The sequence below is a fragment of the Bradyrhizobium sp. AZCC 2176 genome (genome assembly GCF_036924645.1).
GTDB lineage: Bacteria > Pseudomonadota > Alphaproteobacteria > Rhizobiales > Xanthobacteraceae > Bradyrhizobium.
Window position 1 is genome coordinate 2,722,629 of sequence record NZ_JAZHRX010000001.1, and the last position, 25,507, is coordinate 2,748,135.

At 64.4% G+C, this 25,507-nt stretch carries 20 protein-coding genes; 9 read left to right on the plus strand and 11 right to left on the minus strand.

Going from position 1 to position 25,507, the window contains the following annotated elements:
* Window positions 1-4 precede the first annotated feature (4 nt).
* Window positions 5-922, minus strand: a complete 918-nt coding sequence (locus V1288_RS12595) for a pirin family protein (protein WP_334357341.1) — start codon at window positions 920-922, stop codon at window positions 5-7.
* A gap of 222 nt (window positions 923-1,144) precedes the next feature.
* Between V1288_RS12595 and V1288_RS12600 the strand changes: the two genes are divergently transcribed.
* The 3 genes from V1288_RS12600 to V1288_RS12610 all read left to right on the plus strand — a co-directional run bounded on the left by V1288_RS12600 (window position 1,145) and on the right by V1288_RS12610 (window position 4,421).
* Window positions 1,145-1,711, plus strand: a complete 567-nt coding sequence (locus tag V1288_RS12600; RefSeq protein WP_334357342.1) for a GNAT family N-acetyltransferase — start codon at window positions 1,145-1,147, stop codon at window positions 1,709-1,711.
* Between the two features lie 73 nt (window positions 1,712-1,784).
* Window positions 1,785-2,843, plus strand: coding sequence for a helix-turn-helix domain-containing protein (locus V1288_RS12605; protein ID WP_334357343.1), 1,059 nt, complete (start codon window positions 1,785-1,787; stop codon window positions 2,841-2,843).
* A 147-nt stretch (window positions 2,844-2,990) separates the two neighbouring features.
* The gene (locus tag V1288_RS12610; RefSeq protein WP_334357344.1) at window positions 2,991-4,421 is read left to right on the plus strand and encodes a serine hydrolase domain-containing protein; all 1,431 of its coding nucleotides are present in this window, start codon (window positions 2,991-2,993) and stop codon (window positions 4,419-4,421) included.
* A 71-nt stretch (window positions 4,422-4,492) separates the two neighbouring features.
* Here V1288_RS12610 and V1288_RS12615 read toward each other — a convergent pair whose 3' ends face one another.
* The gene (locus V1288_RS12615) at window positions 4,493-5,863 is read right to left on the minus strand and encodes an MmgE/PrpD family protein (RefSeq protein WP_334357345.1); all 1,371 of its coding nucleotides are present in this window, start codon (window positions 5,861-5,863) and stop codon (window positions 4,493-4,495) included.
* 135 nt (window positions 5,864-5,998) lie between these two features.
* Between V1288_RS12615 and V1288_RS12620 the strand changes: the two genes are divergently transcribed.
* A complete protein-coding gene (locus V1288_RS12620; RefSeq protein WP_334361288.1) occupies window positions 5,999-7,102 on the plus strand; it encodes an FUSC family protein in 1,104 nt (367 codons plus the stop codon).
* Between the two features lie 20 nt (window positions 7,103-7,122).
* On the opposite strand, the gene V1288_RS12625 is transcribed toward V1288_RS12620, so the two are convergent.
* From V1288_RS12625 to gyrB, 4 genes are read right to left on the minus strand one after another with little or no spacing between them, the layout of a single operon-like run.
* Window positions 7,123-7,593 (minus strand): DUF2867 domain-containing protein, encoded by a 471-nt coding sequence (locus V1288_RS12625; protein ID WP_334357346.1) that lies wholly within the window; start codon window positions 7,591-7,593, stop codon window positions 7,123-7,125.
* Window positions 7,590-8,996: an MATE family efflux transporter gene (locus tag V1288_RS12630; RefSeq protein WP_334357347.1), complete on the minus strand. Its 1,407-nt coding sequence runs from the start codon at window positions 8,994-8,996 to the stop codon at window positions 7,590-7,592. The genes V1288_RS12625 and V1288_RS12630 overlap by 4 nt, the downstream gene beginning before the upstream one ends.
* Before the next feature lie 48 nt (window positions 8,997-9,044).
* Window positions 9,045-10,343: a UDP-N-acetylglucosamine 1-carboxyvinyltransferase gene (murA, locus tag V1288_RS12635; protein WP_334357348.1), complete on the minus strand. Its 1,299-nt coding sequence runs from the start codon at window positions 10,341-10,343 to the stop codon at window positions 9,045-9,047.
* 15 nt (window positions 10,344-10,358) lie between these two features.
* Entirely contained in the window at window positions 10,359-12,794 is a 2,436-nt protein-coding gene (gene gyrB, locus V1288_RS12640) for a DNA topoisomerase (ATP-hydrolyzing) subunit B (RefSeq protein ID WP_334357349.1), read from the minus strand.
* A gap of 334 nt (window positions 12,795-13,128) precedes the next feature.
* Here gyrB and V1288_RS12645 point away from each other — a divergent pair, with 334 nt between their 5' ends.
* Complete coding sequence (locus V1288_RS12645) at window positions 13,129-15,015, plus strand: acyltransferase family protein (RefSeq protein ID WP_334357350.1); 1,887 nt, start codon at window positions 13,129-13,131, stop codon at window positions 15,013-15,015.
* Between the two features lie 9 nt (window positions 15,016-15,024).
* Here the strand turns inward: V1288_RS12645 and V1288_RS12650 are convergent, their stop codons facing one another.
* The 4 genes from V1288_RS12650 to dnaA all read right to left on the minus strand — a co-directional run bounded on the left by V1288_RS12650 (window position 15,025) and on the right by dnaA (window position 21,388).
* The gene (locus V1288_RS12650) at window positions 15,025-17,220 is read right to left on the minus strand and encodes a hypothetical protein (protein ID WP_334357351.1); all 2,196 of its coding nucleotides are present in this window, start codon (window positions 17,218-17,220) and stop codon (window positions 15,025-15,027) included.
* Between the two features lie 141 nt (window positions 17,221-17,361).
* Complete coding sequence (gene recF / locus V1288_RS12655) at window positions 17,362-18,501, minus strand: DNA replication/repair protein RecF (RefSeq protein ID WP_334357352.1); 1,140 nt, start codon at window positions 18,499-18,501, stop codon at window positions 17,362-17,364.
* Window positions 18,502-18,577: 76 nt separating this feature from the next.
* The gene (gene dnaN / locus V1288_RS12660) at window positions 18,578-19,696 is read right to left on the minus strand and encodes a DNA polymerase III subunit beta (RefSeq protein WP_334357353.1); all 1,119 of its coding nucleotides are present in this window, start codon (window positions 19,694-19,696) and stop codon (window positions 18,578-18,580) included.
* Between the two features lie 261 nt (window positions 19,697-19,957).
* The gene (dnaA, locus tag V1288_RS12665; RefSeq protein WP_334357354.1) at window positions 19,958-21,388 is read right to left on the minus strand and encodes a chromosomal replication initiator protein DnaA; all 1,431 of its coding nucleotides are present in this window, start codon (window positions 21,386-21,388) and stop codon (window positions 19,958-19,960) included.
* 19 nt (window positions 21,389-21,407) lie between these two features.
* Here dnaA and V1288_RS12670 point away from each other — a divergent pair, with 19 nt between their 5' ends.
* Window positions 21,408-21,695: a hypothetical protein gene (locus tag V1288_RS12670; RefSeq protein ID WP_334357355.1), complete on the plus strand. Its 288-nt coding sequence runs from the start codon at window positions 21,408-21,410 to the stop codon at window positions 21,693-21,695.
* Window positions 21,696-22,718: 1,023 nt separating this feature from the next.
* On the opposite strand, the gene rpsT is transcribed toward V1288_RS12670, so the two are convergent.
* Window positions 22,719-22,985 carry a 30S ribosomal protein S20 gene (gene rpsT, locus V1288_RS12675; RefSeq protein WP_334357356.1) on the minus strand — a complete coding sequence of 89 codons (267 nt, stop codon included), beginning with the start codon at window positions 22,983-22,985 and terminating at the stop codon, window positions 22,719-22,721.
* A gap of 371 nt (window positions 22,986-23,356) precedes the next feature.
* Between rpsT and V1288_RS12680 the strand changes: the two genes are divergently transcribed.
* The 3 genes from V1288_RS12680 to V1288_RS12690 all read left to right on the plus strand — a co-directional run bounded on the left by V1288_RS12680 (window position 23,357) and on the right by V1288_RS12690 (window position 25,344).
* Complete coding sequence (locus V1288_RS12680; protein ID WP_334357357.1) at window positions 23,357-23,674, plus strand: hypothetical protein; 318 nt, start codon at window positions 23,357-23,359, stop codon at window positions 23,672-23,674.
* 135 nt (window positions 23,675-23,809) lie between these two features.
* Window positions 23,810-24,463 carry a peptide-methionine (S)-S-oxide reductase MsrA gene (msrA, locus tag V1288_RS12685; protein WP_334357358.1) on the plus strand — a complete coding sequence of 218 codons (654 nt, stop codon included), beginning with the start codon at window positions 23,810-23,812 and terminating at the stop codon, window positions 24,461-24,463.
* A gap of 149 nt (window positions 24,464-24,612) precedes the next feature.
* Window positions 24,613-25,344 (plus strand): polysaccharide biosynthesis/export family protein, encoded by a 732-nt coding sequence (locus tag V1288_RS12690; RefSeq protein ID WP_334361289.1) that lies wholly within the window; start codon window positions 24,613-24,615, stop codon window positions 25,342-25,344.
* The last annotated feature ends 163 nt before the right edge of the window (window positions 25,345-25,507 follow it).

Sequence of the window (25,507 nt, forward strand, 5' to 3'; positions counted from 1 at the left end):
TAGCCTACTCCGGCAGCGGAATGAACTCATGTTCCTGCGGAACGGCGGCGAACCGGCCGGTTTTCCAGTCCTGTTTGGCCTGCTCGATCCGCTCCTTGCTGGAGGAGACAAAATTCCACCAGATATGCCGCGGCCCCTCCAGCGCGTCGCCGCCCAGAAACATCATCCGCGTCGGCCGGACGGCCTTTACGGTGATGCGGTCGCCCGGCCGGAAGATCAGGAGGCGCGGCCCCTCATAGCGCTCGCGCGCAATCTCGACCTCGCCGTCGACCAGGTAGATCCCGCGCTCCTCATGGTCGGGGTCGAGCGGCACGATGGTCCCGGCCCGCGCCGTCACTTCGCTATAGAACCACGGTGACACCATGCTGACCGGCGATTTCACGCCAAAGCCGTGGCCGGCGATGATGCGCGCGGTGAAGCCGCTCTCCTTCACGGTCGGCAGCGCTTCGGCGGCGTAGTGCTGGAACGACGGCGCGATCTCTTCCGACCCCGCGGGCAGCGCGATCCAGCTTTGCAGGCCGAGCATCTTCTGGCCGTCGCGGCGCTGCACGTCGGGCGTGCGTTCGGAATGCGCGATGCCGCGGCCCGCCGTCATCAGGTTCATCGCGCCGGGCTGGATCTCCTGGATGTTGCCCTCACTGTCGCGGTGCATGATCGAGCCGTCGAACAGATAGGTGACCGTCGCAAGGCCAATATGCGGATGCGGGCGCACGTCCATGCCCTTGCCGGCCATGAACTGCACCGGGCCGAAATGATCGAAGAAGATGAAGGGCCCGACCATCTGTCGCCTGCCGTGCGGCAATGCGCGCCGCACCGCAAATCCATCGCCGAGATCGCGGGTGCGCGGCACGATGATGAGATCAAGTGCGTCGCAGGTCTTGGGATCGCCGAGCACGGGATCGTTGGAGGGTTGCCAGCTCATGGGAGACTCCTTGGCGTTTTGTGCGAGTATAACAGCAATTGCCGGGGCGGGTTCAAATGCCTCATCATGTCGTCCCTGCGAAACGCAGGGACCCATACGCCGTGTCCTATCGTTTGGCACCAATGGTAGATATCGTCCCCAACAATCGAAAACGGTGGTTATGGGTCCCTGCGCCCGTGCGCAATTGCGCACTAGGCAGGGACGACGCAGGATGAGAAACTCATGATCCCTCCGCTCAAGCCCGGCGCCAAACTGTTGAAGGTCGACGGTCCCGTCATCGAGACCGCGCGCCTGATCCTGCGGCCATGGCGCAGCGACGACATTGCGGCGAATACAGCGATGCTGTCCGATCCCGGCACCGCGCGCTACATCACGCCCGACGGTATCGCGATTACCAGCGAGATCGGCGGCTGGCGCAACGCCGCCGTGATATCGGGGCATTGGGCGCTGCATGGCTTCGGCATGTTTGCCGTCGAGGAGAAATCGAGCCGCCGATATATCGGCCGGGTCGGACCGTGGTGCCCGCCGGGATGGCCGGGCTTCGAGGTCGGCTGGGGCATCGATCGTGAACACCGTGGCAAGGGTTATGCAGTGGAGGCGGCGCGGGCGTCGGTCGACTGGGTGTTCGCGAGTTTCGAGGCCGACGAGATCATCCACTGTATCGAAGCCAGCAACGAACCGTCCAAGAGCGTCGCGCGGCGGCTGGGCGCGCGGAAGGATGGCGAAGTCGATCTATTCGGCAAGACCAGTGAGCGCTGGGTGACGTCGCGCGCGACGTGGAAGGGTTGAGGCAAATTGAACCACGCGACGATTCGCACTAGATTGATGCTGCGCCGATGACCGCGCGAACGGACCTGACCGGATGATGCTCTCCACCATCGACATCGCATTGCGCAGCGCCACCGTGGCGCTGCTGTTGGTGTTGGCGGCGTCGCTGTTTCGCGGCTTCGGAACGGTGCTTGGCGGGCGATTGGCCGCGGCTTTTGCGCTGGGGTCGGCGGCGCATGCCGTGAGCAATTGGATTGGCGCCACCTCGCCGATTTCGATCTCGAATGCGCCTGTGATCGCGCTGTCGACCGGCAACGCCGTTGTGTTCTGGCTGTCCACGCGGGCGCTGTTCGACGAGACGTTCCGGCCGCGCTGGTGGCACGCGCTGATCTGGGCGGCCGTCGCAGCTTTCAGTTTTGTCAATTGCATGTGGCTGGCGCCGGCATCCGGGGTGCGGCTGTCCATCATCGCGGTCAATCTGCTGGCGCTCGGCTTTATCGTCCTGGCCGTCGCGCAGACCATCGCGTCCTGGTCGTCGGACCTGGTCGAGGGTCGCCGCCGCGTCCGCGTCTTCATCGTCAGCGCGGCGGCGCTGTATGGCGGGCTCAATGCGGTGCTGCAGATTTCGATGTTCGGCAGCGGCGCGGCCGAAATTGCCAACACGGTGAATTCGGCCGTGTTGGCCGGCGTGGTCGCGGCAATCTCGATTGCGATGATGCGCGTCGACGGCGCCGATCTGTTTCCGGCGGCGCCTGAGGTTCAGGCCGAGGCAAGCGAAGCGGCCGTGGTTGAATCCAGCGCCGATCAAAAGCTGATCGATGCGCTGATGCGCCTGATGGGCGACGAGCGCATCTACCGCCACGACAACATCACCGTCGGCACGCTGGCGACCAAGCTCGCCATTCCTGAATACCGGCTGCGGCGGCTGATCAACCAGCGGCTCGGCTACCGCAATTTCAATGTGTTCCTCAACGAGCACCGGATCGCCGAGGCCAAAGCCGCGCTGGCCGATCCCAGCCAGGTCGAGGTCCCCGTGATTACGATCGCGATGGATGCCGGCTTCCAGTCGCTTGGGCCCTTCAACCGCGCCTTCAAGGCCGTCACGGGCGTCACGCCGACCGAATACCGCCGGCTCAAGGCCAGCGCGGCCTGATCGGCATGATATTGTAATTACTGTGTAATTCTGGAATCGGCGCGGCGGTTTCAGCTTCGGCCAACGCGATTTTGAAATCCGGCGAGCGGCCAATGGCAACCTCGCCATCATCCCGGCACGCGCTGATGCGTCCTGCCGGAGGCCCTCGTGAAACGACGAAAGCTCATCCTTATCCTCGCCGCGACAGCCGCTCTCAGCGCCCTCGCGCTGTCGGCCGCCCGCGCCCGCGATGTGGCGAAAGTCGCGACCGGCTTTGTCGCCAACGTGCTCTGCACCGATACCTTCGTCTCAGGCCTCGACCCGGTGCGGGTGTTTACCGAAACCACATCGGCGATGCCGGGAGCCGGACTGATTGCCTGGGCGCTCGACTACCGCGTCGATCGCGCGCGCAAGGACGTCACCGTGACGCTGTTCGGATTGGGCCGAAGCCACGCGGTCCACCGCGGCGAAGGTCTCGGCTGCTATCTCGATCACGGCGGCGCCGTGGCCGACATCACACTGCCGCCAGCGGAGGCCGGGCCGGCGCGGCTGCCTGACATCGCCGGCCCCTCGATCGTCGCGCCGCAAACGTCGAAACTGGCTGCCGCGCTCGACCGTGCCTTTGCCGAGCCGGACAAATCGACACCGCGCAACACCCGCGCGGTGGTGATCCTGAAGGACGGGCATGTCATTGCCGAGCGCTATGCCGACGGCATCGCCATCGACACGCCGTTGCTCGGATTCTCCGCCACCAAATCGGTTATCTCGGCGCTTGCCGGCATCCTCGTGCGCAAGGGTGCGCTGCGGCTGCATGAGCCCGTGTCCATTGCGGCGTGGCAGGCTAACGGCGATGCCAGGCGCACCATCACGCTCGATCATCTGCTGCGCCATACCGCGGGGCTCGCGCTTGGCAGTTCGCTGCAGGCGTCGCTGGCGTCCGCGCTTGAGCCGGTCAACCGGATGAAATTCATGGAGCCTGACATGGCCGCCTATGCGAAGAGCATGCCGCTGGAAACCGCGCCGGGTGCGGTGTGGAACTATCACGACGGCAATACCGTCATCCTCGCGCATCTGATCCGCCAGGCCACCGGCGGCAGCGCATCCAACATGATGCGCTTTGCGCGGCAGGAGTTGTTCGAGCCGCTCGGCATGCACAACGTGACGCTCGAGTTCGACGCGTCGGGCAGTGCGGAAGGATCAAGCCAGTTGCTCGCCAGTGCGCGCGACTGGGCGCGGTTCGGCCAGCTCTATCTCAATGACGGCACGGCCGGCGGAAAACGCATCCTCCCCGAAGGCTGGGTAAAATATTCGGCGACGCCGACGCCGCACGCCTGGGTCGGCCAGGGTGCCGGCTTCTGGACCAATCTCGGCGACAGCTTCGGCGCGACGTATCGCATCGAACGCGGCTGGCCGCGCGATGCGTTCTTCGCCAAGGGCACGGTCGGGCAATACGTCATCATCGTGCCTTCCGAACGGCTCGTCATCGTCCGGCTCGGCCGTTCGCCGAACTGGCCGCCGGAAGCCGATGGTGTGTTCGACCTCGTGCGCGACGTGGTCGCGGCGACGGGAAGCAAGGCAAAGCTCGCCGGCGCGAATTGAACGCGATGCGGAGAATCCTCCTTCTCCCCTTGTGGGAGAAGGTGGTACCGCCGATGCTGCGCTAGCTCAGCCTACTGCCTTCCCAACTGCGTGGCCTTCTCGACGCGATCGAATCTCTCCAGCGACAAGATCGCGTCGGCGAGCTGGTCGGCGCGGTTGTTCAGCACGGGGCGGGCGAGCGTGAGGAATTTCTGCTGCATCGCCTGCGCGTCCGGAAATGTATCCGGCTCGCCCGAGGGATCGGCATAGAGCCGCTCATGCACGCCGTCCTCGGTGGTAATCGAGACGCGCGCGCCGAACGGATGGGTGCGGCCGACCTCCAGGCGATCGTCCTGCACCACGTCGAACTTGTCGGCGAGCGCATTGACCGCGGCATCGCCGAGCCGGCCGTAATCGTCCCAGCCGAAACGGCCCTGGTCCAGCGCCAGCGCGCCGGTGAAGAACATCGAGAATTGCCCGCCGACGATCGACGTCGGATGGCGCTTGGTGGCGGCGTCACCCGTCAACGTGATGCCATTGCGGTGCAGACCGATCTCGACGCGCTTGATCTGGTCCGGCGTCAGATTGTGCTCCCGTCGCATCGCGATCAGCGCATCCAGCGCCGCATGGGTATAGCGGCAGCTCGGATACGGCTTTACGCCGATTTTCAGTGTCTCATAGGTCTTGCCGAGGCCGGCGGTCGCCTTGTCGGGATGAGAGTCGTCGCTGTAGCCGACCAGGAGGCCATGCTTGCCCTCGATGGACTCACTCGAGCCTACAAAATCGTTGCGCGCCAGCGTGGCGGCGATGACGCCGTTCATCGCCGCGGCGCCAACCTGGTAGCGCTTGTTCCAGGCGCCGTTGACGAGAAACTGCAGCGAGCCCGCGGCCTGGCTGCCGGAAACGCCGAAGGCGGATATGATCTGATCCCTGGACAGACCAAACAATTTTCCCGCCGCCGCCGCGGCGCCATAGGTTCCCGCTGTTGCGGTCGGGTGGAAGCCGCGCGCATAATGCGAAGTCGGATCGAGCGCGTTGCCGAGCCGGCAGCACACTTCATAGCCGGCCACGATCGCGGTCAGCACATCGCGCCCCGATGCGCCGACCATTTCGCCGACCGCAAACGCCGCCGGCACCACGGGCGCGCTCGGATGCAGCGAGGAGTCCGCGTGGGTGTCGTCGAAATCGAGCGAATGGCCGAGTGCGCCGTTGAGCAGCGCCGCTACCGCGGGCGTCCAGGTCTTGGTGTCGCCGAACACAGTGGCCTCGCCCTTGCCGTCCAGCGCCAGCGCTTCCAGCATCCCGAGCAGCGAGGGGGTGGATTCCGCATCGCGCCGCGCCCGGATCGTGCTGCCGAGAAAATCCAGCGTCAGCACCTTGGCGCGTTCCAGCACCTTCGACGGGATGTCCTCGAATTTGAGGCCGGCGACATAGGCTGCAAGCGTTGCGGTTTCGTTGGCCATCGTGTTTCCTCGTTTTGCCGGGCAGGGTAGGCGGGCGGATCTGAGCTTTCAAGTCGCCTTCCCGCCGCGGGCATCAGCCATGCCGAACGTCGTCTAGCACGGGCACGGCGGGCAATTTCCGGAAAGCGGCGCATGATGGCCTTCGCAAAACGCATGCTTGGATCGCTCCGCGGCCGCAAGACGCAACTGGCACTGGCGGTCAGGCTCGCCGTCGCCGCGGTCGCGGCCTACGCGATCGCCCGAGCGCTGCATCTGATGCTGCCGCTATGGGCGGTACTCACCTCGCTCATCGTCACCCAGATGAGCGTCGGCCGATCGTTGAAAGCGACCCGAGACTACATGCTCGGCACGGTCGGCGGCGCAGTCTATGGCGGCGCCATCGCGATGCTGATCCCGCATTCCGGCGAGGGTGGCCTGCTGGCACTACTGGTGCTGGCGGTGGTGCCGACGGCCTTCATCGGCGCCATCAATCCCAGCCTGAGCGCCGCTACGGTGACGGCCGTGATCGTGCTGCTGGTTCCGGCGATGAACCACGCCAACCCGCTGGATTCCACGATCGACCGGCTGTTCGAGGTCACCGTTGGCGCGCTTACCGGGCTTGTGACTTCATTTCTCGTGTTGCCATCACGGGCGGTCAGCCAGATTCGTATCAATGCGGCGCAGCTTCTGGAGCTGCTGGCAGCCGCGTTCGCCGAGCTGCTCGCAGGCCTGACGCGCGGGCTCGACAACGACGCCCTGCACCGCATCCAGGATGGTATCGGCACCGCGATGGCGAGCCTCCATGCGACCGGCCTGGAAGCCGAGCGCGAGCGCGCGGCGCATTTATCGTCGGGACCCGATACCGGCCCGTTGCTGCGCACCATCCAGCGCTTGCGCCACGATGTCGTGATGATCGGGCGCGCCAGCGTCGTGCCGCTGCCGGCCAATGTGCAGGCAAGGCTAGCGCGGCCACTGTCCGATGTCAGCAAAGCGATCGTCGACTATATGCGCGCGGCGGCGGTATCGTTGCAAAACGGCAGTGGCGCCGTGGACATCCGGCCTGTCGATGCGGCGCTGCAGGCCTATGCCGCTGAAGTCGCCGCGTTGCGCAGCGAGGGCCTGATCCGCGGCGTGCCCGTCGATGTCGCGGAGAGATTCTTCGCGTTGGGATTCTCGCTGGAACAGATGCGGCAGAACCTGAACGATCTCGACCGCTGCAATGCCGACTGGTGCGGGAAGCCGGCCGGCGCGACGGGCTAGCGGGCTCCTCGCAATGACGTTCAGCCCACTTGGCGGAGCAGGGCCGGCACGATCAGCCGGTGAAACGGCATGATGATCGCAAGATAAGTCCGGCCGAGCCAGTTGTGCGTCTTGACCAGCGTCGTCGCGGTGACCTGCCTGACGCTGCCGGGCGGCGTCAGGTCCACCACGACGCGAAAGTCGAGATGGCGGTCGTTGAAGCCGGCGATCAGGCGCTCCGGCGTTTCGCTGACGACCGGAAATATTCCGATCATGTCGCGGGGCGCGGCGTGTCCTGCGCCCGACGTTTTCAGCCCGAGCGGCGCGACCAGCAAATTGCGCAGCGACAACAGCGCCTCGGCCCATCGCGGCTGCCGTGCCATCATCCGCTCGGCCGCCCGGCGGGCGTCGAGATGGCGGTCGCCGATGTCAATGCAAAAAGCGTCGGCGAATTGTGCGCCGGCCAGCAGCGCATCGGCATCGACGGCAGGGGTAACTTCGCGGACGGTCATGGGAATGCGAGCTTGCTGGCGAGGACGCGGAAGCGCAACAGCAGAAGAACCGCATAAATTGCGGTTCCGATCGACAGCCCGATCCACACGCCGACCGCGCCTGATGGCGTCCGGAAGCCGAGCCAGCAGGCGCAGGCGAAACCGATCAGCCAATAGCTGAGAATCGCGAACAACAGCGGTACCCGCGTGTCGTTCATGCCGCGCAGCGAACCGGCGGCGACGGTCTGGATAGCGTCGGCGATGAAGAACGTCGATCCGACCAGCAGCAGCGTCGCCGAGAGTTCGGCGGTCGCGTCGGTGCTTTCGCCCAGAAAGACTTGCGCGATGCCGAAGCGGCTGACGATCACGGCGAGCGTCAGGATGGCGACGAGCGCGATACCGAGCCAGGTTGCGACATAGCCCGCGCGCCGCACCGCGCCGGCGTCGCCGCGGCCGATGGCGTGGCCGACGCGTATGGTAGCGGCCATGCCAATGCCGAACGGCACCATGAACAGGATGGCCGCGACCTGCAATGCGATCTGGTGCGCGGCCAGCGCGGTCGTGCTGATCAGGCCCATGAGGAGACCCGCGGCGCCGAACAGGCCGTATTCGAGCAGAAAGGAAAGTGAGATCGGCGCGCCGATGACGATGAGTTGCCACATCAGCCGCCAGTCGATGTGCCAGAAATAGCCGAACGCATGATACTTCCGGAACGGCCGGCGATATGCGGCAAACCACAAGGCCGCCAGGAACGTGCCGAGATTGACGATGGAGGTCGCCAGCCCCGCGCCGAACAGGCCGAGCTGCGGCAGGCCGAACGCGCCATACAGCAGCAAATAGACCAGCAGCGCATTGGCCGGGATCGCGGCCAGCGTGATCCACAGGATCGGTTCGGGGCGGTTGATCGCGCTCATGAAGCCGCGGATCGCGAGGAACCACAGGGCCGGCAGGATGGTCCAGACCAGACCGGCGAGATATTCCTGCGCAAGATGCGCGGTCGTGGGCGCCTGTCCCAGCATCAGCAGGACCTGCTCGGCCCAGAACCGCAGCGCCATCAGCGGCAGCGAGATCAACAGCGCAGCCCACAGGCCGACGCGGAGGGAACGCCGGATCAAATGCGGCTTGCGCGCACCAAAAGCCTGTGCCGCCAGTGGAGCTACTGCCGACACCAGGCCCATGCCGAAGGTGAAGCTGACGAAAAGCACGGTGTGCGCCAGCGACGCCGCAGCCACGGCCTCGGCGCCGAGGCGGCCGATCATGGCAATGTCGGTCGTCATCATCGCGATCTGCCCGAGCTGCGTCAGTGCGATCGGCACCGCGAGCTTCAGCGTCTCGGCGAGTTCAATTGCGAGGTGACGGCCGGGCACGGCCGCAGAAGGGCGCTGCGCAACGGTTGCGCGTTCGATTTTGTCGAGCGAGGTCATTGCAACAGACTACCACCGCCGAGGGTCGAAAAAGTGACGCGCTGCGGCCTATCCGCCGCCTCGTTCCGGCACACGCGTGATCTTCGCACCCAGCGCATTGAGCCGCTCTTCGATGCGCTCATAGCCGCGCTCGATCTGGTCGGCGTTGTTGATGGTCGAGGTGCCTTCGGCGGCGACCGCTGCCAGCAGCATGGCCATGCCGGCGCGGATGTCGGGCGAGGTCATTGGCGCGCCGTGCAGCCGGCTCGGGCCGGCCACGATCGCACGGTGCGGATCGCACAGCACGATGCGGGCGCCCATCGAGATCAGCTTGTCGACGAAGAACATCCGCGACTCGAACATCTTCTCGAACATCAGGATCACGCCGTCGCATTGCGTGGCGGTGACGATCGCAATCGACATCAGGTCGGCCGGGAAGGCGGGCCAGGGCTGGTCCTCCAGCTTCGGCACGTGGCCGCCGAAATCGTCGTGGATCTTCATGGTCTGGCCGGACGGCACCACGAGGTCGTCGCCTTCGACGCCGCAGACGATGCCGAGCCGCTCAAAGCCCATCCGGATCGAGCGCAGATGCTCGACGCCGGCCTTCGCGATGCGCAGCGGCGAGCGCGTCACGGCAGCGAGCCCGATCAGGGAGCCAACCTCGATATGGTCGGGCTGAATCGAATAGCGCGTGCCGCCGAGCGTCGCCGGGCCGTGCACGATGATGGTGTTGGTGCCGATGCCTTCGATCTTGGCGCCGAGCGCGACCAGGAAATGCGCGAGGTCCTGCACATGCGGCTCGGAGGCGGCGTTACGCAGATAGGTGGTGCCGTGGGCCGCGACGGCTGCGACCAGCGCGTTTTCGGTGGCGGTGACGCTGGGCTCGTCGAGGAAGACGTCCGCGCCCTTCAATCCGGTCGCACGGAATTCCAGCCGGTGCGTTGCGGTGACGGTCGCGCCCAATTGCTCGAAGGCGAGGAAATGCGTGTCGAGGCGACGGCGGCCGATGACATCGCCGCCGGGCGGCGGCAGCGCCACCTCGCCGCAGCGGGCGAGCAGCGGCCCGGCCAGCAGGATCGAGGCGCGGATCCGGGCACAGAGCTCGGGATCGAGATCGGCGGCGCGGACGTCCTTGGCGTGGATATCAAGCGTATTGCGCTCTCTCCATTCGGCCGAGGCGCCGACCGAGCGGATCAGTTCGACCAGCGTCTCGGTGTCGCGGATGCGCGGCACGTTTTCCAGCGTGACCGGATGCTCGGTGAGCAGGGCGGCGGCGATGATCGGCAGCGCAGAATTCTTGTTGCCGGACGGCTCGATCGTTCCCGCAAGCCGGTGGCCGCCTTCAACGATGTATTGAATGGGCGACACGGGTTGCGTCCTGCCTCACACGTCGACATTGGCGCTGAGCGAATTATCCTGGATGAATTCGCGGCGCGGCTCGACCACGTCACCCATCAGCTTGGTGAAGATGTCGTCGGCCTCGTCGACCTCCTTGATCTTCACCTGCAGCAGCGAGCGCTCGTTGGCGTCGAGCGTGGTTTCCCAGAGCTGGCCGGGGTTCATTTCGCCGAGACCTTTGTAGCGCTGCAGCGCCACGCCCTTGCGACCGGCGTCGGTCACCGCCTCGAACAGGCTGACCGGTCCGTGGATCACGGTCTCGGCATCCTTGCGGCGCAGCACGCCGGGCTTGGGATAAGCCTCCTGCAGCTTCGCAGCGTAATCATCGAGCTTGCGGGCATCGGCCGAGCCGAGCAGGGCGTCGTCGATGATGGCGACATCCTTGACGCCGCGGATGGTGCGCTCGAAGAAGAAGCCTTCGCCTTCGGTAAAGCGGCCGGCCCAGCCGCGCTCGACTTCATCGGCCAGTGCATCGAGGCGCTTGGCGATGTAGTCGGCGGCCGCATTAGCGGTCTCGATGTCACTGGTGATCCTCGGGCTCAGGACGCCCGCGATCGCCGCCTGCTCCACAACCTTTCGGTTATAACGGCTATGCAGATTGTGCAGGATGCCGCGGATGACGCGCGCGTCCTCCACCAGCGACAGCAGGTCGCGGCGGGCGCGTTCCGACCCCGTCGCCGGCTTGAAGACGCAGTCGTCGAGGCCGGTAGCGATCAAATAATCTTCCAGTGCGCGCTCGTCCTTCAAATACTGCTCGGACTTGCCGCGCGTCACCTTGTAGAGCGGCGGCTGAGCGATATAGAGGTGGCCGCGGTCGATCAATTCGCGCATCTGCCGGTAGAAGAAGGTCAGCAGCAGCGTGCGGATATGAGCGCCGTCGACGTCGGCGTCCGTCATCACGATGATCTTGTGGTAGCGCAGCTTGTCGGCCGAGAAATCGTCGCTGATCCCGGTGCCGAGCGCGGTGATCAACGTGCCGATCTGCTCGCTCGACAGCATCTTGTCGGTGCGGACGCGCTCGACATTGAGGATCTTGCCGCGCAGCGGCAGCACCGCCTGGAATTCCCGGTTGCGGCCCTGCTTGGCGCTGCCGCCTGCCGAGTCGCCCTCGACGATGAACAGTTCCGACTTGGCCGGATCCTTTTCCTGGCAATCGGCGAGCTTGCCTGGCAGCGAGGAGACGCTGAGCGGGCTCTTGCGGGTCAGTTCGCGCGCCTTCCGGGCGGCTTCGCGCGCCGCAGCCGCCTGGATCACCTTGCCGACGATGACTTTCGCCTCGGTCGGATGCTCCTCAAACCACGCTGCGAGGGCCTCGTTGAGGACGTTCTCGACCACCGGGCGCACTTCCGAGGACACCAGCTTGTCCTTGGTTTGCGACGAAAACTTCGGGTCCGGCACCTTCACCGACAGCACGGCGGTGAGGCCTTCGCGGCAATCGTCGCCGGTCAGCGCGATCTTTTCCTTTTTCGCATTGGCCTCTGCATAGCCGTTGACCTGGCGCGTCAGCGCGCCGCGGAAGCCGGCGAGATGGGTGCCGCCGTCACGCTGCGGAATGTTGTTGGTGAAGCACAGCACGTTCTCATGGTAGCTGTCGTTCCACCACAGCGCCGCTTCGACGCCGATATCGTTTAATTCCGCCCGCACCATGATCGGGGCGGGTACGATCGCCTTCTTGTTGCGGTCGAGATATTTCACGAACTCCTCAATGCCGCCGGCATATTGCATCACCTCGCGCTTTTCGACCGCGTGACGCATGTCGGAAAGCTGGATGTTGACGCCGGAATTGAGGAACGCGAGTTCGCGCAGCCGATGCTCCAGCGTCGCGAAATCATATTCCACATTGCTGAAGGTTTCGGCCGAAGCAAAGAACGTCACCTCGGTGCCGCGCTTGCCGTTGGCCTCGCCGACGACCTTGAGCGGGGCGACCGCGTCGCCATGGGCGAATTCGATGTAATGCTCCTTGCCGTCGCGCCAGACCCGGAGCTGCAGCTTGCTCGACAGCGCGTTGACGACAGAGACGCCGACGCCGTGCAGCCCGCCGGAAACCTTGTAGGAGTTCTGGTCGAATTTTCCGCCGGCATGGAGCTGGGTCATGATGACCTCGGCCGCGGAGATGCCTTCGCCCTTGTGGATGTCGACCGGAATGCCGCGGCCGTCGTCGCGCACCGTCACGGAGTTGTCAGCGTTGAGGATGACCTCGACGGCGGTGGCGTGGCCGGCGAGCGCTTCGTCGATGGCGTTGTCGACGACCTCATAGACCATGTGGTGCAGGCCGGAACCGTCATCGGTGTCGCCGATATACATGCCCGGCCGCTTGCGCACGGCATCGAGGCCCTTCAGCACCCGGATCGATTCCGCGCCATATTCGACCGGAATGGGATGCTCAGTTTCGGCAGGGGTCTGCCGGGCAGGTTCTGTCATGTGAGGCCTTCGAGGATGTCCCGAATCAGCGGCGCAATATGAGGCGCTGATTGATCTATTTGTGCCATGAAAGAGGCATCGCGCCTAGCGCAATCTCTCTGTCCACAAGTCATTGAATAAATGGTGGTTTTTTACCCTTTTTCAAGGTCTCCAAAGGCCGATTCCGGAGGCTTCGAAAAGCGCGATTCGACGGCTGATTCTGCGCCTCGGCGTGCGGATTTTTGGCAGCCGTCGCGGCGGCAAATGGCAGACCGGCGCGGATCTGCTAGAGAAGGCGGCGCGGCGGCTTGTCGTCGTTTTCTGCCGTTCGCAGCGATCCCGGGTCAGCTCTCCATTGTTCCAGCCTTCAGCAAAATATCGGCCCGATGTCGACGGCCTGCGGGCCATTGCCGTGATGCTGGTGCTGAACTTCCACGCGTTCCCGGACGCCATGTCGGGCGGCTTCATCGGCGTCGACCTGTTCTTCGTGATTTCGGGCTTCCTGATCACGGGCATCATCACGCGCGAATTGGACCTCGGCCGTTTCAGCGTTGTTGAGTTCTACAACCGACGGATCCGGCGCATCTTCCCGGCGCTGATCGTGGTGCTCTGCGCGACATGGATGCTGGGCTGGTTCTGGATGCTGCCGCAGGCCTTTGCGCAGCTCGGCAGCGACACATTGGCCAGCGCGGCGTTCCTGGCCAATATCGCGCTGTTGCTGCAGTCCGGCTATTTCGACATCGAATCCGCCAAAAAGCCGCTGCTGCATCTGTGGTCGCTCGGCATCGAGGAACAATTCTATCTGTTCTGGCCGCTGCTCTTGATGCTCGCCGCACGCTTTCGAATGAGCATCATGGCGACGGCTGCGATGCTGGGCATCGTCTCGTTCCTGCTCAACGTGACATGGATCGGCTCACATCCGATCGCGACCTTCTATCTGCCGTTCACGCGCGCGTTCGAATTGCTGAGCGGCGCGGTGCTGGCCTGCGGCTGGATGAACGTCAATCCGTCCAGCGTGGCGAGCAACCGGCGCGCCTGGATCGGCGTGGCGCTGATCGCTGGGGCGGCCGTCATGCTCGACAGCCACCGCGCCTTTCCGGGCTGGTGGGCGGTGCTGCCGGTCGCAGGTAGCGCGCTTCTATTGTCTGCGCCGGCGGCGTGGGTGAACCGGGTCGTGCTGGCAAGTCCGCCGCTGGTGTGGATCGGTCTGATCAGTTACCCGCTCTATCTCTGGCACTGGCCGCTATTGGTGTTCGGCGGGATCATCAAATTCGGTCCGCTGACGCTGCCTGAGCGCGAATTGATATTGCTCGCAAGCGCGCTGTTGGCCTGGGCTACCTACCGGTTCGTCGAGATACCGTTCCGTTTCGGCCTCCCGAGCCGGCGCAAGATGGTCAGCCTCGGGGCCGGCATGGCGATGATCGCGGTCGCCGGGTCCGCAGTCATTTGGGGCCGCGGCTTCGACTTCCGGCTGCCGCCGGAAATCCGCGCCATGGCCAGCGTGCAGACGGAGAGCTTCAAGTGGCGGTTTCATGAATGCTTGCTTGATCTCGGCCGGGAAACGACGTTTGCCGACACCTGCGTCGAGCGCGATCGGCGCCCGCTGGTGCTGATATGGGGCGATTCGACTGCCGGCGCCCTGCTGCCCGGCCTGCGCAAAGCGCAGGAGGCGCGAGGCTTCGGCATCGCGCAGCTCACCTCCAGTTCCTGCATTCCGGCGCTGAACGCCGACATCGTGAGCCCGCCCAATTGCCGCGCGATGAATGACAAGGTTTTTTCGTTGCTCCGGCAGATCAAGCCCGACATCGTTCTGCTGCATGGGACCTGGGAACAACATCTCGGCAACGTGGCTGAAACGGTGGTCGCGCTGAAGAAGGAAACCCATGCCCGTGTCGTCGTTCTCGGCGGAGTGCCGGCATGGCGGCGCGGGCTTCCGTCCGAGGTGCTGAGGTATTTCATGCTTCATCGCGCGCTGATCCCGGAGCGTTCGCCCAATGCCGCACCACCCACCGCCTACGATGCCGTGATGCGCGCCCGGCTCGAGCCGCTCGGCGCGGAATTCATCTCTGCGTCGGATGTCTTTTGCAATGCGCAGGGTTGCCTGACGCGCATTGGGGACGCGGCAGCGGACATCACCGTCAGTGATCAGGTGCACCTGACCGAAAAGGGATCGGTCTTTCTGATCGACTCGATCATCGACCGCTTGCTCGCCGGCGAAGCCTCTGCGAGCAAGCCGAGATAGGGCCCGCGCTCAATACATCTGCAGCGGCAGCACGTCGCCGCCGGGCCCGATCATCACGCCCCAGGTATCGCCGGCGCCGATCTCGATCTGGTTGTTGCGCGCCGGCCCGCCTGCGATTTTCAGCGCATACTGGTATTTGCCCGGCGGCAGATCGATCATCGGAGGCCTCGGCGATTGCGGACCGCCGGCACCCGCCGCGATCTTGATCGTCTGCTTGTTGATCGAAACCGTAGCGTCGCTCTTGCCGATATTGCCGAACATCAGTTTGGACTGGCCGGGCTTCGGCACGACGTCGGCCTTGGCGGCTGCCGCCGGATATTTCTGGGCGAGATTGATCGAGGTCGCGCCCTTGTTGCGGTTGAGTTTCAGCGTCGCCGGTCCGTCGGGCGAGGCAAACGTTAGCAGCATCTGGTCAGGTTTCACGATGGCGCCTTCCGCCGTCTCCCGCCAGCCGCGTTTGCTAAGTTCGCTGCGGTAGAAGACCAGCACCGAATTGAGGGTGGCGGGAACGCTGGCCTCGAGCTCCCTGCGGAACGGTGCGTCGCTGCCCGGCATCTTTCCGGTTCCGATCGAGCGCATGGTGCGTTTGCTCGGCACCGGCAACGGTGAATCGGCCTCCGGTTCGAGAACCTCGTCGGCGGCTTTGGCGCCCGGTTCGTTGGCCTCCGGTTCGTTGGAGGCCTGAGCGGACGATCCGTCAGCCCTGGCGGCCGTTTTGGCGTTCGCCATCACCAGGCCGGTACCATCGGCGTTGACCTTGACCTTGGGCCCCATCTGCATGGCGGTGAGCGAGAACGCCTTGCCGTCTTTGGAAAAATCCATCACGACCATGTTGGCCTGGTTGATGACCGAAGGCCGCTCCTTCCAGCCCTGCGACTTCAGCACGCTGCGATAGAATGCGGCGATCGCCCTCACGCTGGAGGCGGAATCGAATCCGAGCCGGCCGTCGGCACCGTCGAATTTCACGTTTTCCGCGTTCTCCGGGAGCGGCACCGGCGTCTCGCTGTCCGCCAATGCGCGCAGCGGCGCATCCGAGAGGTTGGCGGCCTGCGCGACCCGCCGCGACTCGTCGGCGGCGATCACCTGCTTGGCCATCGCTGCGGCATCGCTCATGAACCTGGCGTCGGCCTCCTTCTTCGCCCTGGCGCGCGCGGCCAGCGCCGCCTCCTTCATCTGCGTGACGAGGCTGACGACGGTCAGGTCGTATTTGCGGCTGAGCTTTAGGACAGCGGTCTGTTCGGGCGAGGAAAAATTCAGCGTGACGTTATCCGGCGTGACGACCGCACCGGCTGTTTCTTCCATCCAGTTGCGGTCTGCAAGTTCGCGGCGATAGAACGCGAGCGTAGCAGGTAGCTCGGCGATGACGGCGACCTCGATCTCGCGGCGGATAGAGTCCGACCCGCCGGAACTTTTCGCTGTCTTGGTCGGCTTCGGCCGCGGCAGGCCGGCCATCTCGGAATCGGCCTCCAGCGCATCCGGGAGCGCAAACGGCGCGACCCGGATTTCCACGCCGGTCCGGCCGTCATCACGGCGCAGCAGCGTCAGCATGATCGGCCGCTGCCGATAGAAACCGTCTCCGTCATCATGGGTGTAATAGGCGCGCACGCCGCTCTCGACCTTTTCGTTCAGTTCCGAGTTTGGCCAGCGCGCGGCCGCATCGGCGGCGGTGAGCGGTTTCCAGCCGATCGCGGCCAGCTCCTTGCGGAAGAAATCGATCGTCGCGTCGAAGGCGAGAGGCGCAATGCAGCCGAGATACGGCCGGTGCTGATCGAACACGATATCGGTCGCATCTGGCGGGAACGGCACGTTGGAGGTGATCCGATCGGCAGTGTAGTACACCACCGATTGATCGGGCCGGCCGAGGCCTTGTGTGAAATGAACGTTCAGTCCCTGCTGGGCCTTCTTGAAGGTAAGCAGGCTGCTCTTCTCATCGAGCGGCCGCAGGAATTGCACCCAACCGTCGGCGGCGAGCAGCTTCTTGGTGGCCGCTGACGTCACCGGGACCACGGTCGGAACGCCGTAGCTCATACTGTAGGATTGCGTGCGGGAAGTATCTTCGACGGCGCCTTCCAGGCGCGGCAGCGTGCGGACGTCCACGATGCCTTTGTCGGCTCTCGCCGATAGCGGTGCGCCGACAGCGAGCAGGAAGATCAGCGGCAGCAGGCGCTTTCCGGCCGGGACGATCCCGCGCGCGATCTCAGGCATTTTCGTCTCCTGTATTTGCCGGCGTATTGGCCGCAGGACCGCAAGGGCCGCGGCGTCGCTGACGCCATTTCCGAAAACTAGTCGCGCCGGCGCGGGATTAGGTTCAAACCGGCCCTTTCCGCCGCGCTCAGGCGCGGCGGCTCAGGTACGACGCTTCACTTGGCCGGATTCCACGTCGAAAATCTCGCCGGCCGCGCCGATGTCGACGAAGCCGGCCGGATCGGCGCCGGTCATCCAGACCTGCGCGCCGAGCTTGGCGAGTTCATCGAACAGCGCCTTGCGCCTGTTGGGATCGAGATGCGCGACGACCTCGTCGAGCAGCAGCAGCGGCACGATGCCGGTCATTTCGGCAACGAGAGTGGCATGGGCCAGCACCAGCCCGATCAGAAGTGCCTTCTGTTCGCCGGTGGAGGCGTCGCGCGCCGGCATGTTCTTCGGCGCATAGACCACCTGGAAATCGGTGAGGTGGGGACCGTCCAGCGTGCGGCCGGCCGCGGCGTCGCGCGCGCGGCTCGCACGCAGGATCTCGCGGTAGCGATCCTCGACCGCGGTTGCGGATTCATTGACCAATGCGTTTTCCATCCAGCCGTCGAGCATGATCTGCGCTGACGGAAAGGCGGAAGCCTGCCCACGTTCGCGCAGCATCGCCGCCAGTCGCGTCACCGTTTGTCCACGAGTCGCGGCGACCGCAACCGCAAGCTCGGCGGTTTCGCGCTCGATCGCATCGCACCAATGGTCGTCATAGTTGCGCACTTCTAACAGGCGGTTGCGCGAGCGCAGCGATCGCTCCAGCGCCGAGACGCGGCTGGAATGTTCGCTGTCGATCGCCAGCACCAGCCGATCGAAGAAGCGCCGCCGTTCGGACGCCGCGCCGAGGAATAGCCCGTCCATGGCGGGCGTCAGCCACACCATGCGCAGATGGTCGCCAAAGGCGGTTGCCGAGCTCACGGGCTCGCGGTCGATCCGGCAGCGCCGGCTGGTTGACGCCGCCTCCGCGGCCGGCGCATCGATACCGGTGCCGAGCGTGGCAAGCCCCAGCGCGCCCTCGACCTCGGCCGACACCGCCCATGAGCCGTCGCCCTGGTTGTCCGCGACATCCTCCAGCGTCGCGCGCCGCAGGCCGCGGCCAGGCGAGAGAAACGAGATCGCCTCCAGACAATTGGTCTTGCCGGCACCGTTCGGCCCGACCAGCACCACGACATCACCGCGCGTCTGCACGCTTCCCGCGCGGTAATTGCGGAAATGCGTGAGATTGAGGCGATGGATGCGCGAGGGGGTCATTAGGGCAGCGTCGGTCTTTTCTTCGCCTCTCCCACAAGGGGAGAGGGAGAATCGGGGTCCGTGTCGCCAGAAACCGTCACACCCGCATCGGCATCAGCACATACAGTGCGCCCTTGCTGTCCTTGTCCTGCACCAGCGTTGGCGAGCCGGGGTCGGCGAGGCGCAGCACGGCGACTTCGCCCTCGATCTGGGCGGCGATGTCGAGCAGGTAGCGCGAGTTGAAGCCGATATCGAGGGCATCGGAGGCGTATTCGACTTCCAGTTCTTCGGTGGCGCTGCCGGAATCCGGATTGGTCACCGACAGCACCAGCTTGCCCGAAGACAATGCGAGTTTCACGGCGCGGCCGCGCTCGCTGGAAATGGTCGAGACGCGGTCGACCGCTGCCTCAAAGTCCTTCTTGTCGACGACCAGCTCCTTGTCATTATTCTGCGGAATGACGCGGCCGTAATCCGGAAAAGTTCCGTCGATCAGTTTCGAGGTCAGCACGACGTTGCCGAGTGTGAAGCGGATCTTGCCTTGCGACAGCTCGATTTTGACTTCGGCCTCGTTGTCCTCGATCAGCCGCTGCACCTCGCCGACGGTCTTGCGCGGCACGATCACGCCGGGCATGCCGGTGGCGCCGGAGGGCAGCGCCAGGTCGATCTGCGCCAGCCGATGCCCGTCGGTCGCTACCCCGCGCAGCGTTGCGGCCTTGGCGCTGCCGGCCGTGTGCAGATAGATGCCGTTGAGGTAGTAGCGGGTCTCTTCGGTCGAGATCGCAAACTGCGTGCGGTCGATCAGCCGCTTGACGTCGGCAGCCGCAAGCGAGAACGAGTGCGTCATGTCGCCGGCGGCGAGGTCCGGGAAGTCGCTTTCGGGCAGGGTCTGCAGTGTGAAGCGCGAGCGGCCGGCGCGGATCGCCATCACCGAACGGTCGCCGTCGGCTTCCAGCACGATCTGCGCGCCATCGGGCAGTTTGCGGACGATGTCGTAGAACATGTGCGCCGGCACGGTGGTGGAGCCGCCGGTCGCGGTTTCCGCCGCCAGCGTTTCGGTCACCTCCAGGTCGAGGTCGGTCGCCTTCAGCGACAGCCTGGCGTTTTCGGCGCGGACCAGCACGTTGCCGAGGATCGGGATGGTGTTGCGGCGCTCGACCACACGATGGACGTGGCCCAGTGATTTCAGCAGTTGCGCGCGTTCGACGGTGACCTTCATTGCAATACCCGCCAGAGATGGAAAAGCCGGGCGGCCTGTAAAGGCAGCGCCGCGGCATTGGAAACCCGAAAAGCCGGATCAGGATCGGATTTGATCAAACCCCCGGGGGGACCGCAAGGTGGCGCGGATGGGGCGCCGGTGCAAGGGAGACGGCACCCCGTTCCCCACTTTTGCGGCAGAAAATGGCGGCAGAAAAAAATTCTCCCGCCCTGATCAGGGCGGGAGAGGCTGGGGAGGAGCCAGATCCTGTTCCTGCCGCCACTATTCCTGCAATTGCCGCTTCAGCGACTCGACCTCTTCGGACAGCGCGATATCCCGGGCCACCAGTGCCTCGATCTTGCGCACGGCGTGCAGCACCGTGGTGTGGTCGCGCCCGCCGAACCGGCGGCCGATCTCGGGCAGCGAGCGCAGCGTCAGCGTCTTCGCCAGATACATCGCGACCTGACGCGGCCGGACCACGTTTGCCGTCCGCCGCGACGAGAGCAGGTCCGAACGGCTGACATTGTATTGCCGGGCGACCACCCGCTGGATGTCCTCGATCTTGATCCGCTTCGGCTCCTGCGGACGGATCAGGTCGCGCACCTCGCGCTCGGCCATTTCCAGCGTCACCGGCTGGGCGTTGAGCTTGGAATGGGCGAGCAGGCGGTTGATAGCGCCTTCGAGGTCGCGGCCGTTATGGGTGATGGTGCGCGCCAGATAGTCCAGCACCGCCTCCGGAACGTCGAAGCTCGCGTGATGAGCGCGGGCGGCTGCCACGCGCGATTTCAGGATTCCGAGCCGCAGTTCTTCGCCGAGCGAACCCATCTCCACGACAAGGCCACCGGCCAGCCGCGAGCGCACGCGATCGTCGAGGCTCTCGAGGTCGGACGGCGGACGGTCGGCGGCGATCACCACCTGGCGTCCGGCATCGATCAGCGCATTCAGCGTGTGGCAGAACTCGGCCTGGGTCGACTTGCCCTGCAGGAACTGCAGATCGTCAATGACAAGCACGTCGATGCCGCGCAGCGCCTCCTTGAACGCCAGCGCCGTCTGCGTCTTCAGCGCGGCGACGAAGCCGTACATGAACTTCTCGGCGGTGAGATACAGCACCTTGCGCTCGCTGCCGGAATTGCCGGCCCACGTCACCGCCTGCAGCAGATGGGTTTTGCCGAGGCCGACGCCGGCGTGAATGTAGAGCGGGTTGAACATCACGGGATCGCCGCGGCGCCCTTCGGCGACCTGGCGTGCGGCCGCATGCGCCAGCGTGTTGGAGCGGCCGATCACGAAGCTTGCAAAGGTCAGGCGCGGGTCGAGCGGCGAACCGCCGAGCGCGTCATGGCTGGCGGATACCGGCGCGGTAGCAGTCGCGCGCAATTCAGGCGCGGGCCGGCCATTGGCCTGCTCGATGCGGCGCTGATCGGCCGGTGCGGTGACTTCCTTGGCGGGTGCGGCGTTGCGCATCGCCGTGCGCACGGTGAGGTCGATGCGGTGCACTTCCGGCATCTCGGCCTGCCAGCAGGTCAGGACGCGATCGGCGTAATGCGCCTGGATCCAGCTCTTGAGGAACCGGGTCGGCACCGACAGATGCACGCTCTCGTCCTGCACGCCTTCCAGATCCATGCGCGCAAACCAACTCGTGTAGACATCCTCGCCCACACTCGTCCGCAACCGCCCCTTCACGCGCGACCAGCGATCCTGTTCCATATTTGTCATTGCCTGAGAACTTTTCTGAATGAGTAATGATGTTTTTACGAAACGACTGACAGGCTGCCTTGCAGGTTTTCTGCCAGACGCGACCTCGACGCGCGGCTTCAGCCACCACCAGGCATGGATCAGGCGTTCGGCGGAATCGCCGCTTGCTCAGATCAAAGGCTGGATGGGTGAGAGGCTACCGCGAGGTCAGCGCGTACTCGACGGTCTGCCCGGAGTTCGCGTAGGAGGTCGGTTGGAAACGTTGTTCAGGGATTCAGAAGCGGTTTCGATGGAAATGAGCGTGCCGAATGTCGCGTTGATTCCGTAAAGCATAGTACCTCCCCCTCTCGCCGCGAGAACGCGCGGCGAGCAATCAGATCACCAGTGTTTTCAAAGCCAGTCTGCCGCTACCGAACATCCGCTTGCTCGACCGCTGCGCCGCCGCGTACCTCAGTCTGTCGTCTTCAACACGTTCACGCGCTCCGCGTTCCCAATCGTTGCATCGTCGGTAAGCATCTCATTCCCCTTGTCCGGAGCGCGCTTGATACGTGAGCGCCACGCCGGGAAATTTAGACACAGAACAGCCGTTCTCATATTGCTATGAGTTACCAACTCAGCTTCGCTTGGAAAGCGTCGCTAACGCGCACACCGCCGCCGATTTGCACGTCCGTTCTTGGGTCTCATACCGCGCTGGTCAGGAGAGCCTTGAGCGTCGCGAACGAGTAACAAATACACCAAGCGCGATTTCTGACAATCCGTGATTCGTCGTCGTTGCCCGACTCTTCGGCTGTGTTGCAACGCTGCAATTGCGATACTCCACACCAAGTTTTTGAATCAGCGCGCAGAATCGCGCGGCGCCGACGCGCGTGACAATTTTCGCTGCACTCGCAAAATTTTTTAAGAAACCGTTACAATCGTGGTTACCGGGGCCAATTTTCAAAACGCTTGTGCTCGCTATGTGGATAAGTGATTAGCGAGACGAAGTTTTTCGGAATTGTTTTTCAGGGTAACCCTGCGCGGCAGTGATCTGGGCGGAAGAAGCTGGCGTCGGATTGGTCGGCCGCTGCGGCCGCGCTTCTCGCAACTGCGCATAGCAACGCCGGTGCAATAAATTGCACGCCGTAAAATTACGGGCGTTAGAAATGTGACACGTAAGTCGGTGTTCAGCAACGGGACAATTGAATTGTCACAGTCGCTCGAGAGTGAAGCCTTTCAGTGTGAGCCCGAAATGCAACAGGATGCAGGTGCGTGGTGAAGTGGATTTTGGGTTCGCGCGCGCACGTCCCCGGCGTGACAGAAAAAGAAAAGCCCGGCGAAGCCGGGCTTTTGACGAATATCTATTTCTGTCAGTTCACTTCGCGAGCTTGGCGATCGCGTGCGACAGGCGCGAAACCTTCCGGCTCGCATTGTTCTTGTGAATGATGTTGCGCTGCGCGGCTTGCATCAGTTCCGGTTCCGCGCGCTTCATCGCTTCCAGCGCGGCGTTACGATCGCCGCTCTTGATCGCTTCCTCGACGGTGCGGACCGCGCCGCGCATCTGCGTGCGGCGCGACTTGTTGACGATGGTGCGGCGCGCAATCTTGCGGGTCGCCTTTTTGGCGGAAGTGGTATTGGCCATGTTCTCAACTATCCTTCGGCTGTCATCGCTCGGGTGGTCGGGCTTGAGCGCGCCGGCCGTTCAAATTGCGTGATCGACGCTGGTTGTGTTTTCCAGGGTGTTCTGACGTAGCCGTTCTTGAGGATGCCATGGACGGAAGCCAAATTACTCCCGAGAGCGGCGCTGCTCAAAGAACAGCGGCGGCGGGATTGCGCCCGCCGCCATTGGGGGTCTTATAGAGGGCGCGTCCGGCACCGTCAACGCTTTCCGCCCTACCCGAAAGGCCGGGAAGGGGGCGAAAATGGCCTGCAAGGTGCTGATGAGGTTGAATTTCCGGGGTGCCCCCGGTATTGGCTGACGGCCTTTTGGGGCGATAGATATTAAGGTGACGCATGATCCGCGGTTTTTTCCGGCTAATCGGCCTGCTGCTCCTGGCCGGCGGATTCATCTTCATGGTCTATGACGGCGCCCGTTTCGTCGCCGACCAGACCCTGCGTTTCACCCGTTTCGGACAGTTCTGGAACGACATCCATCAGTCCAGCCAGCTTGCGTTCCGGACCTGGGTCGAGGGTACCGCGCCCTGGCTCTGGAACAGCGTGGTCAAGGTCCTGCTTGATCAGCCGGTTTTCGCCGTGCTGGGCGTGGTCGGCATTCTGCTCATGATCCTGTTCCGGCCCCGCAAGCCGCTGATCGGCTATTCGCGGGACTGACCGGAGGGCCTGCCGCGCTCCAGGGGCTGCGTAACAGGGCTGCGGCCTCCGGCGTAAAGACTTATATAGAATATAGAAGTCCAACTGGCAGATGCCGTAGCCTGCGTCGGCCGATGTCACGCCTGGAGGTACTCCATGTTCATGCGCAAGACCACCGCGTTGCCGAGTGCAGCCGAAGCGCTGCCGGGACGTGCCAGCCCGATCCCGACCGCCACCACGCATTTCGTCAACGGCCGCAAGCTGCAGCCGCCCTATCCCGCTGGCCTCGAGCAGGCGGTGTTTGGCCTCGGCTGCTTCTGGGGCGCCGAGCGCAAGTTCTGGGAACTCGGTGACGGCATCTATGCGACCGCCGTCGGCTATGCCGGCGGACATACGCCCAATCCGACCTATGAAGAGGTCTGTTCGGGCCGCACCGGTCATACCGAAGCTGTGCTGGTCGTGTTCGATCCGAAGAAGATCTCTTACGAGCAGCTCCTGAAGACGTTCTGGGAAAATCACAACCCGACGCAGGGCATGCGCCAGGGCAACGATGTCGGCACCCAGTATCGCTCGGCAATCTACACCTTCGGCGATGCGCAGCGCCAGGCTGCCGACGCGTCGAAGGCAACTTACCAGAAGGCGCTTTCCGCCAAGGGTCTCGGTGCCATCACCACCGAGATCGCGCCGTCGGGCGAATTCTATTACGCCGAGGACTATCATCAGCAATATCTCGCCAAGAACCCGGCGGGCTATTGCGGACTGGGAGGCACCGGCGTGTCGTGCCCGATCGGCGTCGGCGTGAGTGCCTGATCGGCTGCCTTCTTGTTTCCTCGCCCCGCAAACACGGGGGCGAGGGCGCCTCGTTCGCGCTACCCTGAATCGCAAAAAACCCTTTGTTAACCATACCCGGTGCAAGACTAGAGCTGTCTCGCTTTGAGGGATGGGCTCCGGTGCGGGTTGTGCGCGCGTTTCGAATACCGATCACTGCGATCATCACCGCGCTCGCTCTGTCGGGCTGCATGCGCACGACCGGGCCGGTTGCGGTCACGCCGCAAGGCGATCTCGATTCAATGGCCTATGGCCACGCCAACAGCCCGCCGCCGCAGGCGGTTGCGGCCGATTCCGGCGGCGGCGCCATCGGCGCGCTTCGCGCGGCCTTTGCCGCAGCACCAACCCCCATCGTCATGGCCGCACCCGCGGCCCATGTCGAATCCGCGCCCGTGCGACACGACGCGGCCTATCATCTCGATGCCGGCGACAGGCTGCGCGTCGTTATCTACGGTCAGGAAGGTCTGACCAATACCTACGCGATCGACGCCGGCGGCTCGATCACGATGCCGCTGATCGGTTCGGTGCCGGCGCGCGGCCGCACCACGGCCGGACTGGCGGCGGAGATATCAGCGAAGCTGCGCCGCGGCTTCATCAGGGAGCCGTCGGTCGCGGTGGAGATCGAAGCCTATCGGCCGTTCTTCATTCTCGGCGAAGTCGCAGCACCCGGGCAATATCCGTACGTGCCCAACATGACGGTCGAGAGCGCGGTGGCGATCGCCGGCGGTTTTTCGCCGCGCGCCCTGCGCGATCGTGTCACGATCACGCATACCGACGCGTCGGGAACGGCGCGCTTCGTCGTTCCGCCCGGCAGCGCGATCAGTCCCGGCGACACCGTGCTCGTCAGCGAGCGCTGGTTCTAGGGCGTGAAGCCCTTCATCGAGCCGTCATCTGAGTCAGTTCTTTTCTTGAGCATTTGTGTCAGGCAAATGCCTCGCATTTGACCAAGAAAATTCATCATCGGTTTCGCACCAGCGGAGGTCTGCGTTCTGCATCTAACTTGCAGTGGCGGACATGCGGCTTCGC

Bases quoted from the DNA above. Each gene is read 5' to 3' on its own strand.
- V1288_RS12595 (WP_334357341.1), bottom strand. From the start codon at position 922: ATGAGCTGGCAACCCTCCAACGATCCCGTGCTCGGCGATCCCAAGACC.
- V1288_RS12600 (WP_334357342.1), top strand. From the start codon at position 1,145: ATGATCCCTCCGCTCAAGCCCGGCGCCAAACTGTTGAAGGTCGACGGT.
- V1288_RS12605 (WP_334357343.1), top strand. From the start codon at position 1,785: ATGATGCTCTCCACCATCGACATCGCATTGCGCAGCGCCACCGTGGCG.
- V1288_RS12615 (WP_334357345.1), bottom strand. From the start codon at position 5,863: ATGGCCAACGAAACCGCAACGCTTGCAGCCTATGTCGCCGGCCTCAAA.
- V1288_RS12620 (WP_334361288.1), top strand. From the start codon at position 5,999: ATGGCCTTCGCAAAACGCATGCTTGGATCGCTCCGCGGCCGCAAGACG.
- V1288_RS12625 (WP_334357346.1), bottom strand. From the start codon at position 7,593: ATGACCGTCCGCGAAGTTACCCCTGCCGTCGATGCCGATGCGCTGCTG.
- V1288_RS12630 (WP_334357347.1), bottom strand. From the start codon at position 8,996: ATGACCTCGCTCGACAAAATCGAACGCGCAACCGTTGCGCAGCGCCCT.
- gyrB (WP_334357349.1), bottom strand. From the start codon at position 12,794: ATGACAGAACCTGCCCGGCAGACCCCTGCCGAAACTGAGCATCCCATT.
- V1288_RS12650 (WP_334357351.1), bottom strand. From the start codon at position 17,220: ATGCCTGAGATCGCGCGCGGGATCGTCCCGGCCGGAAAGCGCCTGCTG.
- recF (WP_334357352.1), bottom strand. From the start codon at position 18,501: ATGACCCCCTCGCGCATCCATCGCCTCAATCTCACGCATTTCCGCAAT.
- dnaN (WP_334357353.1), bottom strand. From the start codon at position 19,696: ATGAAGGTCACCGTCGAACGCGCGCAACTGCTGAAATCACTGGGCCAC.
- dnaA (WP_334357354.1), bottom strand. From the start codon at position 21,388: ATGACAAATATGGAACAGGATCGCTGGTCGCGCGTGAAGGGGCGGTTG.
- V1288_RS12670 (WP_334357355.1), top strand. From the start codon at position 21,408: ATGAGTAATGATGTTTTTACGAAACGACTGACAGGCTGCCTTGCAGGT.
- rpsT (WP_334357356.1), bottom strand. From the start codon at position 22,985: ATGGCCAATACCACTTCCGCCAAAAAGGCGACCCGCAAGATTGCGCGC.
- V1288_RS12680 (WP_334357357.1), top strand. From the start codon at position 23,357: ATGATCCGCGGTTTTTTCCGGCTAATCGGCCTGCTGCTCCTGGCCGGC.
- msrA (WP_334357358.1), top strand. From the start codon at position 23,810: ATGTTCATGCGCAAGACCACCGCGTTGCCGAGTGCAGCCGAAGCGCTG.